This is a genomic window from Streptomyces sp. NPDC002734 (genome assembly GCF_040295685.1).
Lineage (GTDB): Bacteria > Actinomycetota > Actinomycetes > Streptomycetales > Streptomycetaceae > Streptomyces.
In genome coordinates this window covers 252849-264808 of the sequence record NZ_JBEOVU010000004.1, presented here as the reverse complement: position 1 = coordinate 264808, position 11960 = coordinate 252849, and the positions used below count along the sequence as shown (strand labels likewise).

The window sequence follows — 11960 nt, the reverse complement described above, 5'->3', positions numbered from 1 at the left end:
GCGCCTCACGGGCCCGCGCCCCCACAAGCGGGCCCCCGACTTCCCAAGTGGAGGAACGACCAGTGAGGATCAAGCGCACCACCCCCAGCAACGGCGTCACGAGACGAACCCGTCTGCTCGCCGTGGCCACCGGCCTGGTGGCCGCCGCCGCGATCGCGGTGCCCGCCGCCAGCGCCGACGAGGTGACCACCTTCAGCTCCGGTCAGCTCACCGCGGCGAGTGACGCGGTCATGGAGGCAGACGTCCCGGGTACCGCCTGGGCGGTCGACGCCAAGACGAACCGGGTGGTCGTCACCGTCGACAGCACGGTGTCCCAGGCCGAGATCAACAAGATCAAGAAGGAGGCGGGCGACAAGTCCGGCGCGCTGACCGTCAAGCGCACCTCCGGGAAGTTCGAGAAGTACATCTCCGGCGGCGACGCCATCTACGCGAGCAGCTGGCGCTGCTCCCTGGGCTTCAACGTCCAGGACAGCGCGGGCAACTACTACTTCCTGACCGCCGGCCACTGCACCGACGGCGCGGGTTCCTGGTACTCGAACTCGGGCCGCACCACGGTGCTCGGCAGCACGTCGGGCTCGAGCTTCCCGGGCAACGACTACGGCATCGTCCGGTACACCAACTCCTCGGTGGCCAAGTCGGGTGCCGTGGGCAGCGTGGACATCAAGAGCGCCGCCACGCCGAGCGTCGGCACCAGCGTCACGCGACGCGGCTCCACCACCGGCATCCACAGCGGCAAGGTCACCGGACTGAACGCGACCGTGAACTACGGCGGCGGCGACATCGTCTCCGGCCTCATCCAGACCACGGTCTGCGCCGAGCCCGGCGACTCCGGCGGCCCGCTGTACTCCACCAGCGGCATCGCCTACGGCCTGACCTCCGGCGGCAGCGGCAACTGCTCCTCCGGCGGCACGACCTTCTTCCAGCCGGTCGTCGAGGCCCTGAACGCGTACGGGGTCAAGGTCTTCTGATCTCCCGCACCTCCGCATCATCCTCCTGGGGAACCCCCCGCACGCCCGGCGTGCGGGGGGTTCTCGCTGTTCGGGGCGGGGTGGGGTGCGGGTGGCGGGTGTTTCCCGGGTCGCCCGGAGTTTCGAAAGTGGTCTATGGTGGAGACGTAGGTGAACGTTTGTTCGATAGGCGGTTCGACAGGTAGGCCGGGAGGTGCGCATGCCGGGTTTCCCGCACCTGCACACCGCCTCCGGCTTCTCCGTACGCCACGGCGCCTCGCACCCCGAGCGACTGGCCGAGCGAGCCGGTGAGCGGGGCCTCGAGGAGCTCGCCCTCACCGACCGGGACACCGTGGCCGGGGCCGTCCGGTTCGCCAAGGCCTGCGCCAAGGAGGGCGTCCGCCCGCTGTTCGGCGTGGACCTCGCGGTGGCGCCCCCGGCCGGGGCGCGGCGGTCGGGCCGGTCGCCGGAGCGGCGCCGGACGCCGGTGCGCGGCGGCGCCTTCGTCGACGAGTCGGCCCCCCGGGCGACCTTCCTGGCCCGGGACGGGGCCCGCGGCTGGGCCGGCGTGTGCGCCCTGATCACCGCCGCCCACGCGGGCGGCGGCGCCCCGCTGCTGCCCGCCGAGGCGCTGTACGCCGAGGGGGTGACCGTGCTGCTGGGGCCCGACTCCGACGTGGGCCGCGCCCTGTCCGCAGGACGCCCCGACCTGGCCGCCCCCCTGCTCGCCGCCTGGCGCGAGCGGTACGGGGACGCGCTGCGGCTGGAGACCGTCTGGCACGGCCGTCAGGGCACCGGCCACGGCTCGCTGCGGCTGGCCGCCCGTACCCTCGCGCTCGCCGCCGAGCAGGGCGTGCGCCCGGTGCTGACCAACGCCGTCCGCTACGCCGACCCCGGCATGGGTCCGGTCGCCGACGTGCTGGACTCCGCCCGCCGTCTGGTCCCCGTCGACCCGGCCCGGGGGCTGGACTCGGGCGAGGCGTGGCTCAAGGACGCCGACGCCATGCGGGAGGCCGCCGAGCGGGTCGCCGAGGCCGCCGGGCTGGGCCCGCGCGCCGCCGGGCGGCTGCTGGAGCACACCCGGACCACCGCCGAGGAATGCCGGGTCGACCCCGAGGAGCACCTGGGCATCGGCAGCGTCCACTTCCCCGAGCCGCACCTGGTCGGCGCCGAGCGGCGCACCGCCCAGCGGGTGCTGGCCTCCCGGGCGGCGGCCGGGATGGTGCTGCGCGGCTACGACCGGCGGCGCGCGTACTGGGAGCGGATGCACCACGAGCTGGACATCATCGCCCACCACGGCTTCGCCACCTACTTCCTCACCGTCGCCCAGGTGGTCGACGACGTCCGGGAGATGGGCATCCGGGTCGCCGCGCGGGGCTCCGGCGCCGGCTCCCTGGTCAACCACCTGCTGGGCATCGCCTCCGCCGACCCGGTCGAGCACGGGCTGCTGATGGAACGCTTCCTGTCCAAGCGCCGGGCGGTGCTGCCGGACATCGACATCGACGTGGAGTCCGCCCGCCGGCTCGAGGTCTACCGGAAGATCTTCGACCGCTTCGGCGGCGAGCGGGTGGCCACCGTCGCCATGCCCGAGACCTACCGGGTGCGGCACGCCGTCCGCGACGTCGGGGCGGCGCTCGCCATGGACCCGGCGGAGATCGACCGGATCGCCAAGTCCTTCCCGCACATCCGCGCCCGCGACGCCCGCGCCGCCCTGGAGGAGCTGCCCGAGCTGAAGCAGCTGGCGAAGGGGCCGGAGGGGGCGGGCGGGCGCTACGACAGGATGTGGGACCTCGTGGAGGCACTGGACGCGCTGCCCCGCGGCGTCGCCATGCACCCGTGCGGCGTGCTGCTGTCCGACGCCACGCTGCTCGGGCGCACCCCGGTGGTGCCCACCAGCGGCGAGGGCTTCCCGATGGCCCAGTTCGACAAGGACGACGTCGAGGACCTGGGGCTGCTCAAGCTGGACGTGCTCGGGGTGCGGATGCAGTCCGCGATGGCGCACGCGGTGACCGAGGTGGAGCGGGCGTCCGGCGAGCGGATCGACCTGGACGCGGTCCCGGAGGGCGACCCGGAGACCTACCGGCTGATCAAGTCGACCGAGACGCTGGGGTGCTTCCAGATCGAGTCGCCCGGCCAGCGCGACCTGGTCGGACGGCTCCAGCCGGAGACCTTCCACGACCTGGTGGTGGACATCTCGCTGTTCCGGCCCGGACCGGTCGCCGCCGACATGGTGCGGCCGTTCATCGAGCGCCGGCACGGGCGCAGCCCCGCCCGCTACCCGCATCCGGACCTGGAGCCGGCGCTGCGCGGCACCTACGGCGTGGTGGTCTTCCACGAGCAGCTGATCGACATCGTGGCCGTCATGACCGGCTGCGGCCGGGGCGAGGCCGACCGGGTGCGGCGCGGGCTGTCCGACCCGGACTCCCAGGGGCGGATCCGGACCTGGTTCGCCCAGCACGCCACGGCCCGGGGGTACGACGCGGGGACGGTGGCGCGCGCCTGGGAGATCATCGAGGCCTTCGGCTCGTATGGCTTCTGCAAGGCGCACGCGGTGGCCTTCGCGGTGCCGACCTACCAGTCGGCCTGGCTGAAGGCGCACCACCCGGCGGCCTTCTACGCCGGGCTGCTCACCCACGACCCCGGGATGTACCCCAAGCGGCTGCTGCTGGCGGACGCGCGCCGACGGGGCGTGCCGGTGCTCCCGCTGGACGTCAACCGGTCCGGTGTCACCCACCGTATCGAACTGGTGTCTGGCGGAAAGCGGGACGATTCCGATGTCTGGGGGCTGCGGCTGGCCCTCGGGGACGTGCACGGCATCAGCGAGGCGGAGGCGGAGCGGATCGCCGAGGGGCAGCCGTACTCCTCCCTGCTGGACTTCTGGCAGCGGGCCCGCCCCAGCCGCCCGGTGGCCGACCGGCTGGCGCAGGTGGGCGCGCTGGACGCGTTCGGCGCCAACCGGCGCGATCTGAGGCTGCACATCAGCGAGCTGCACCGGGGCGCCGCCCGCGCGGCCGGGGCCGAACAGCTGCCGTTGGGCGGCGGCGGGCGCACCGCGTCGGCGGGACTGCCGGAGCTCACCGACGGGGAGCGGCTCAGTGCCGAGCTGGGCGTGCTGTCCATGGACGCCTCGCGCAACCTGATGGACGACCACGCGGAGTTCCTGGCCGAGCTGGGCGTCACCTCCGCGAAGCGGCTGCGCACCGCCCGGCACGGCGAGACGGTGCTGGTGGCCGGGTCCAAGGTGGCCACCCAGACCCCGCCCATCAGATCGGGCCGCCGGGTCATCTTCACCACCCTCGACGACGGCACCGGTCTGGTCGACCTGGCCTTCTTCGACGACTCCCACGACGCCTGCGCGCACACCGTCTTCCACTCCTGGCTGCTGCTGGTGCGCGGGACCGTGCAGCGCCGTGGGGTGCGCAGTTTCAGCGTGGTGGGCACGGCCGCCTGGAACCTGGCCGAGCTGTCCGAACTGCGCGCCGAGGGCGGGCTCGAGCGGGTGGCGGCCCGGCTGTCGCAGACGCTGGCCGAGCAGAGCGCGCTGCGCGAGAAGGGCGGCGGAGGCCGGGAGGAGGGCGGCGCGGAGGGCGGCGCGGAGGGTGGCCGGACCATCCGGATGCCCACCGGCTACGAGATGCACCCGTGGGCGGACCTCCGTCCGGCGGGGAACGGCGGCCCGCCCACGGGGCGGAAGCTGTGGCACAGCAGCCCGGGCAGCGCCGGGTGAGACGGCCCGAGGGCGGAGACACCCGCGGCACGCGCGGGAGCGGGCCGCCGTGGGAGCGGGCCGCCGTGGGCGCGGGTCAGCCCGCGGGGGTGGCCGCGCGGCCGCGGCGGCGCAGCAGCTTGCGGCGCGGCTCCTGGTCGGGCATCCAGCCGAAGGCCAGGGTCGAGCCGAGCAGCCCGAGGATCAGGCCGACGACGAACCCGCCGAGGTTCGAGGTGACCCACGACCCGAGCGTGGCGAGCAGGCCGATGATCGAGTAGAAGATCCGCTGCGCGGGATTGAAGAGGATCAGCACCCCGCACAGCGTCATCACGCCCGGCAGCAGGTAACCGGCGATGCCCAGGGCCCCCGCCTTGAGGATCACCTGGAGCGAGGACTCCAGGACCTTCATGGTCAGCATGATCTCCACGCCGGCCAGGGTGAGCAGCAGACCGCCCATGAACGGGCGGTTGCCGCGCCAGACGGCGAACCGGGACCGCCGCCGGGGCGCCGGAGCGGCGGCGGCGTCGGCGTCAGGTGGCGCGGCCGCGGACGGCTCGGCGGCCGCGGGGGCGGGGTGCGGCGCGGTGTACGGCGCGGTGTGCGGGCTGTCGGATGTGCTGTCGCTGGCCACGGCCGGCGGCTCCTTCGCGGGCGTTTCCGATCGGACACGGGCCCGGCCGGCGGAACGTGTCCGCCGGCCGGGTCTCGGCGACTGCGTCAGTTGCCGCAGCCGGCCTCTCTGAACTCGATCTTCAGGTTGGGCAGGGTCATGGCACCGGCGGTGGTCGCCCAGTTGTGCTGGTAGACGTCCTCCACGACGATCTTGTCGGCCTGCATGCCGAAGGTGCCCAGCGGGCCCTGTGAGGGGCCCTTGTCCAGGGTGGCGGCGTCACGGCCCATCTCCAGGCCGGTGAAGGTGCCCGTCCGGCCGGTCAGGGTGTCCGAGTCGGTGGCCAGGTTGGTGGCCTTGGCCGGGGTGCCCTTGTTCCCGGCGGTGATGGTCAGGTGGGTGCCGCCGATCGCGACCGCCTGACACAGGTTGGTGATCTCGGCGTTCTTCATGGTGGTGACGAACACCGCCACCTGGCCGCCCGTGTCGCCGTGGAGCGGGCTGTCCGGGTGCATGTTGTCCAGACCGCCGTACTGGGACATGCCGGTGGCCTGGAGCTTGTCGGCGTTGATGGTGAAGGGCATGCCCGAGATCGTGAACTGGGCGGCCAGGATGCCCTGGGCGGTCGCGACGACCAGCGCGGCGGTGGCGAGCACCCCGGGGACGCCGAGCGCGGCCCAGCGGCGCAGGCGGACTCGGCCCTTGAGGGGCATTGCGGACTCTGACATGAACGGCTCTCCTCTGTGACGGCGATGTCGGTGGAACCGGGGCAGGTCCTGGCGCGGACGTCACCTCCCGTGGTCCGCGCCGGGTTTCCCTGGTTCTGTCGGTGGCGGCGCGGCGGAGGCTTCGGGGGGATGCCTGGAAGTTACCGGCGAGTGAGGAACGTGGTCAATTGGCTTGCGGACAAAGAGTGTTGACCTTGTGAGCTGATTGGTGCGGATGTGGCCACGTGGTGCCGGGGAGGCGTCGGGGGCTTCTCCTTCCGGGTGGCGCTCCCACCTGCGGACCCGTCGCCGGGAGGGCCCGCGGGAGGCCGCCTGACGCCAACGCCCGCCGTCCGAACTGGACTTACCTCGGGTAACAAAATTGTCCCCCGCGCCTTGACCGCCCAACCAGCGCTCGGTAGAACACCGTTGGGTTTCCCTGCGGTTGGACGTCCCCCTTGCCCGTGGCGCCGGGCAAGGGGGACCCGCCGCGCCGCCGTGCCGCACGACTCCGCCCGAACGGGCCCGATGCGAGGAGAGACGCGCACATGGACAACGTGAGAGACCGCAGACCCCGCCGCCTGCTCGGCAGGGCAGCCACCGTGATCGCCGGCTGCGCCGCCCTGGTGGGACTGCAGACGACGCCCGCCCCGGCCGCCGGGACCCAGCTGGCCGCCCCCTACCAGAACATGGACACCTGCCCGCTCACCTCGTCGCTGCTCGCGGAGCCGGGCAACCTCCAGGTCGGCTGCGTGCACTCCGAGGTCGACGGGGGCACCTTCCGGATCGGCGAGTACAGCGTGCCGATCGGCGCCCCGATGAAGCTCAACTGGGGCATCCGCTGGTCGTCGGCCGCCCCGACGGTCGACATCTCGGGCAGCGCCGCCAACGTCTACGACACCGCAGCCCCGGTGGGCGGGCCGCTCCTGGACGCCCCGGTCACCGAGGCGCCGCTGCCGGGCCTGGCCAACTTCTGGCCCGGCGTCACCAGCGCCGACATCAAGGTCGAGCCGGCCGGCCCGATCAAGAACTTCGTGCCGCTGGCCGTCGGCAGCGACCACCCGCTGTTCGAGATGCCGATCAAGCTGAAGGTGATCCACCCGCTGCTCGGCTCCCATTGCTACGTGGGGTCGGACGCCAAGCCCATCGTGCTGCGGGCCTCCTCGCCCGGCGCCCCGGAGCTCTCCTTCGAGGCCGACCCCAACGGGCACTCGACGGCGGTGCTCAAGGTCAGCAACGGCACCCTCACCGACTCCTCGGCGGCCATCCCCGGCGCCAGCCGCTGCGGTCTGCTGGGGCTGGGGGAGAGCAACTGGATCGTGAACTCGCTCTTCGACCTGCCCGCCGGGGCGGGGGAGAACGCGGTCACCTTCACCGGCGTCGACACCACGATCGCCATCGACGACAGCCTGGCCTCGCTCACCGCGGCACTGAACGACGCCCGCGGCTGACGACCGCACGGCGACCCGTCGGGGCGGGACCGCACGCCTCGCCCCGACGGGCGCTCCGCCCTGCCCGAATCGCCCGCCCCGTGTGCGGCCGCGTGCCCGGAGATCACCGGGCGACGCGTCGGCGCTCCGGGCATGAACTGGGATTACCCCGGGTAACAAATATCCGGCGGACCCCTTGACCGTCCGTAGCGCCACGGTTACAAAACCTAGGGAACGACTGCGGTCGACCTCCCGGCCTGTCATGGGCATGCAGGAAGACTCGCAGCGAACGGCGCCACCCGAACTCTCACCGCGGGCCCGGTCCCACACCGCGTGTGAGCAGACGGCGGTGACGGGGCGGCACCCGCGTCACCGCCGTGCGCACCCCCCGAGATCCATCCCCCATGGAAGGAATCCGTCATGCGCAATCGTCGTACCGCCTTACTCGCCACCGCCGCCCTCGCCGGCGCCGCCTCGCTCTGGGGCGTCTCCGCGACCGCGACCGCCGCGCCGACAGCCACCTCGGTCCTGACGTACGACGCCACCGGCGCCAACGTCCCGGTCGGAGCCAAGCTGACCGCGTCCCTGGCCGCCGGCACCACGGCCAAGCTCACCACCACGGCGAGCGGCAGCACCGGCGTCACCTGCAGTGGCTCCGCCATCGAGGCCACCGTCGCGACCAACCCGACGGCGCCGGGCACGGCCACCGAGAACAGCGTGAAGCAGACCTTCAACGCCGCCACGTGCACGTCGAACATCCTCGGCACCACCGGCGTCAGCTCCATCACCATCTCGCCGCTGCTGACCGCCTCGGTCACCTCCGCCGGGGTGCTCACGGTGAACGGCCCGATCACCGCCACCGCGGTGCTGAAGAGCGTCTTCGGAAACGTCAACTGCGTGTACTCCGCCGCGTCCATCAGCGGTACCACGAACAACGCGGACGACTCGATCAACTTCAGCAACCAGCTGCTGACCAAGACGAGCGGGTCGACCACCTGCCCGTCCAGCAGCTACTTCACCGCCAAGTACGCCCCGGTGACCGGACCGGGCGGAGCGGTGTCGGTCAACTGACCAGCGCGTCCACCGGACCTGTGAGGTCCCCGGGCCGCCCCCGCGAGCGAGCAGCACGGCTCGCGGGGGCGGCCTCGGCCTGTCGGACAGCGTCGGCTCGTGACGGCACCACGGCGCACGCCACGAGCGGCGTCCCCTACCGGAAGGAATCCGCCATGCGCAGTCGTCGTACCACCGTGTTCGCCACCGTCACCGTCACGACCGCCCTCGTCGGCGCCGCCTCGCTCTGGGGCGTCTCCGCGACGGCCGCCGCGGCCCCCACCACCCTCGCGGTCCTGACGCACGCCAACGGCAGCAGCGTTCCCGTCACCTCGCTGTCCGCGCCACTGGCCTCCGGCACCACGGCCAAGCTCACCACCACGGCGGGCGGCACCACCGGGGTCACCTGCGCCACCGCCGGCTTCGCCGCCGACGTCGCCGGCAATCCGGCGGCCCCGGGCACGGCCACCGAGAACAACGTGCGGCAGACCTTCGCCCCGGCCTCGTGCACGTCCACCATCCTCGGCACGACCGGCGTCAGTTCGATCACGGTCTCGTCGCCGCTGACCGCCTCGGTCACCTCCGGCGGGGCGGTCACGGTGAACGGACCGATCACCGCGACCGCCGTGCTGAAGAGCGTCTTCGGCAACGTCACGTGCGCGTACAGCGCTCCCCGGCTGGACGGTACGGCGAACAACGCCGATCACTCCCTCAGCTTCACCGACCAGGTCTTCGCCAAGGGGAGCGGGTCGACCACCTGTCCGTCCACCATTCACTTCACCGCCAAGTACGCCCCGGTGTCGGGGCCCGACGGTCCGGTGGTCGTCAACTGACGGACGGGCCGCGCCGGCCGAGCAGCCCCTCCAGGCCGCCCTCGCGGGCCAGCCGTTCCAGCTCGTCGAGGGCGGCCTCGGCCTGTGCGGCGGCGTGCGGGTCGCGTTCGCGCAGACCGCTCGCGGCGAACTCGTCCTCGTCCAGCCGCAGCACCCTCGCCCCGTCGCCGGACACCCACAGGTCCAGGTCGAGGTCCTCCACGACCACCTGGCCGCCGGACACCTCCGCGGGGCGGGTGACGTCGCAGTACCAGCCCTTGAGGACGCCGGAGGGGTCGCGGACCTCCTTCACCGAGTACCACCGGTCCCGCCAGTACCACTCGGTGAACACGTCGTGCGGCTCGAACCGCACGAAGCCGAAGTCGCGGGCGCCCTCGCCGGCCCATTCGGCGCGGACGGCGATCCGCGTGCCGTCGTCGGAGAGCAGGTCCGCGGGGTAACTGATCTTCAGGCGGCCCGCCTTGCGCAGCACCACCTCGACCTGCTCCGGGCCGCCGCCCCCCTCAGCCGAGCTCGCGGACATGCTGGACCTCCTGGGCGCAGACCTGGTAGCCCAGCCACCGGTTGACGGCGAGCATGGGTTCGTTTCCGGCGTCGTTGCCGGTGTGGGCCTCGGTGAAGCCGGCGGCGCGGGCCCGGTGCAGCGAGTGGGCCTTCACCAGCTTCGCCAGGCCCCGGCCGCGATGGGCGCGGGCCGTGCCGGTCATTCCGGTGCCGTAGCGGGTGCCGCCGTCCGTGCGGGCCGCGGTGAACGCCACCGGGCGGCCGTCCACGACGGCGACGGTGGTCAGGTCGTGACGCAGCAGCGGGTGCCGCCAGGTCTCGTCGAGCCAGTTCTCGTAGTCGTCGAGCAGATGGTCCACGTCGCCGGGCTCGTCGGCGGTGCACTCGGCGTCCAGCGCGAAGAGCGGCCGCGGGTCGTCGGCGAAGTCGTCGGCGGTGCGCAGCTCGACGCCCGGGGGCGAGGTGGGCACCGGGGGCAGTTCCGCCTTGGCCAGGTCCAGGAGCAGGAACTGGGCGGTGCTGCCGGGGCGGTAGCCGCGACGCTCCGCGAAGAGACGGTCGGCGGGCTCGTCCAGGACCCAGGAGAAGACCTCGCGCGCGCCCAGGGCGGCGATCCGTTCCTCGCCGGCCTGCAGCAGGGCGGTGCCCGCGCCGCGGCCGGTGCGATCCGGGCGCACGTAGACGTTGAGCAGCGCCTGCCCCGGCTCCGGGCTGTCGTGCGCCAGGCTGACCTGTGCGGTGCCGATCGCCTCGCCGTCCTCCTCCGCGAGCAGCGCGGTGTACCGGGCGTCGGGAGGGAGGCGGGTCAGCACGTGCTGGACGGAGTCGGCGGTGAAGAAGACATAGGGGAGGGCCAGCATCCGGACCCGGGCGAACGCCTCGGCGTCGCTGCGGTTCCCCGGCCGGAGGGCGCGTACCGATACGGTCATGGCGGGGACGCTACGCGAGGGGCCCGGGGGCCGCCCTTCATTTTCCGGCCGTGGCCCGGTGGTGCAGAATCCGGGTGTGAGCAGCCTGAGGATCCGCATCGACGACCGAGCCGGCAGCCTGCCGCCCTACGAGCAGGTGCGGGCGCAGATCTCCGAACAGGCGCGGTCCGGCGCCCTCCCGGTGGGACACCGGCTGCCGACCGTGCGCGGCCTGGCCGAGACGCTCGGGCTGGCCGCCAACACCGTGGCCAAGGCCTACCGGGCGCTGGAGGCGGACGGGGTGATCGAGACCCGCGGCCGCAACGGCACCTTCGTGGCCGCCGCCGGAGCCGCCGCCGAGCGAGCGGTGGCCGCCGCGGCCCGGGAGTTCGCCCGGACGGCGCGCCGGCTGGGCCTGGACGCCGACGCCGCGAACCACGCCGCCGCGGACGCGGTCCGGGCGGTGTACGAGGGGCCCGCCGTATAGCGGGCCGGAGGATTCAGCGCGGCGTCCGCGTCACCTCCAGGCCCTCCGAGCGCGCGGCGCGGGCGAAGCGGGCGGCGTCGTGGACGGCGGCTCCGCCGGGGTCGTTGTTGAAGTAGGCGTACAGGTCGCCCGCGGGCCAGGTGGCGGCGACGCGCTCGGCCCAGGTGCGCAGGGCGCGGGCGCCGTACCGTGGCCACGGGCGGGCGCGGCCCTCGTGGAGCCGCAGGTAGCCCCAGTCCGCGGTCCGCCACAGCGGGGTCACCGGACGGGAGCCGCGGTCCGCCCAGCACAGGGCGGCGCCGTGGTCCTCGAGCACCGACCGCACCCGGTCCGTCCACCACGAGTCGTGCCGCGGCTCCACCGCCACCCGCACCCCGGCCGGGAAGCAGGCCAGGCAGTCCTCGAGCAGGGCGGCGTCGGCGCGCAGGGTCGGCGGGAGCTGAAGGAGCACCGGGCCGAGCCGGTCGCCGAGGCCGCCGGCGTGGGACAGCAGGCGTTCCACCGGCTCCGCGGGGTCCTTGAGCCGTTTCACGTGGGTGAGGAACCGGCTCGCCTTCACCGCGACCGTGAAGTCCGCCGGCGTCCGCTCCCGCCAGCCGGCGAAGGTCTCACGAGACGGCAGCCGGTAGAAGGCGTTGTTGCTCTCCACCGTGGCGAACCGGGCGGCGTACTCCTCCAGCCACCGGCGCATCGGCGTGCCCTCCGGGTAGAGCACGCCGCGCCAGTCCTTGTACTGCCACCCGGAGGTGCCGACGAAGACGGTCATACCGCCATC

General features: G+C 73.4%; 11 protein-coding genes. 6 read left to right on the top strand and 5 right to left on the bottom strand.

Features of this window, described 5'->3' with window-relative positions:
- Positions 1-62: 62 nt before the first annotated feature.
- Entirely contained in the window at positions 63-968 is a 906-nt protein-coding gene (locus ABT026_RS06155) for a S1 family peptidase (protein ID WP_351112682.1), read from the top strand.
- A 199-nt stretch (positions 969-1167) separates the two neighbouring features.
- Complete coding sequence (locus ABT026_RS06150; protein ID WP_351112680.1) at positions 1168-4674, top strand: DNA polymerase III subunit alpha; 3507 nt, start codon at positions 1168-1170, stop codon at positions 4672-4674.
- Positions 4675-4750: 76 nt separating this feature from the next.
- Here the strand turns inward: ABT026_RS06150 and ABT026_RS06145 are convergent, their stop codons facing one another.
- On the bottom strand, positions 4751-5287 hold the full coding sequence (locus ABT026_RS06145; protein ID WP_351112678.1) for a DUF6114 domain-containing protein: 537 nt from the start codon (positions 5285-5287) through the stop codon (positions 4751-4753).
- A gap of 86 nt (positions 5288-5373) precedes the next feature.
- Positions 5374-5994, bottom strand: coding sequence for a DUF6230 family protein (locus tag ABT026_RS06140; RefSeq protein WP_351112676.1), 621 nt, complete (start codon positions 5992-5994; stop codon positions 5374-5376).
- Between the two features lie 527 nt (positions 5995-6521).
- Between ABT026_RS06140 and ABT026_RS06135 the strand changes: the two genes are divergently transcribed.
- From ABT026_RS06135 to ABT026_RS06125, 3 genes are all read left to right on the top strand, one after another.
- Entirely contained in the window at positions 6522-7424 is a 903-nt protein-coding gene (locus ABT026_RS06135; protein WP_351112673.1) for a hypothetical protein, read from the top strand.
- A 399-nt stretch (positions 7425-7823) separates the two neighbouring features.
- A complete protein-coding gene (locus tag ABT026_RS06130) occupies positions 7824-8474 on the top strand; it encodes a Tat pathway signal sequence domain protein (protein ID WP_351112671.1) in 651 nt (216 codons plus the stop codon).
- A gap of 155 nt (positions 8475-8629) precedes the next feature.
- Positions 8630-9286: a Tat pathway signal sequence domain protein gene (locus ABT026_RS06125; protein WP_351112669.1), complete on the top strand. Its 657-nt coding sequence runs from the start codon at positions 8630-8632 to the stop codon at positions 9284-9286.
- On the opposite strand, the gene ABT026_RS06120 is transcribed toward ABT026_RS06125, so the two are convergent.
- Positions 9279-9809 carry a ribonuclease FAU-1 family protein gene (locus ABT026_RS06120; protein ID WP_351112667.1) on the bottom strand — a complete coding sequence of 177 codons (531 nt, stop codon included), beginning with the start codon at positions 9807-9809 and terminating at the stop codon, positions 9279-9281. The two genes, ABT026_RS06125 and ABT026_RS06120, sit on opposite strands and share 8 nt — an antisense overlap.
- Entirely contained in the window at positions 9790-10719 is a 930-nt protein-coding gene (locus ABT026_RS06115; protein WP_351112665.1) for a GNAT family N-acetyltransferase, read from the bottom strand. The genes ABT026_RS06120 and ABT026_RS06115 overlap by 20 nt, the downstream gene beginning before the upstream one ends.
- A 76-nt stretch (positions 10720-10795) precedes the next feature.
- On the opposite strand from ABT026_RS06115, the gene ABT026_RS06110 reads away from it, so the two are divergent.
- Positions 10796-11185, top strand: coding sequence for a GntR family transcriptional regulator (locus ABT026_RS06110; RefSeq protein ID WP_351112662.1), 390 nt, complete (start codon positions 10796-10798; stop codon positions 11183-11185).
- A gap of 13 nt (positions 11186-11198) precedes the next feature.
- Here ABT026_RS06110 and ABT026_RS06105 read toward each other — a convergent pair whose 3' ends face one another.
- Entirely contained in the window at positions 11199-11951 is a 753-nt protein-coding gene (locus tag ABT026_RS06105; RefSeq protein ID WP_351112660.1) for a DUF72 domain-containing protein, read from the bottom strand.
- Positions 11952-11960 lie beyond the last annotated feature (9 nt).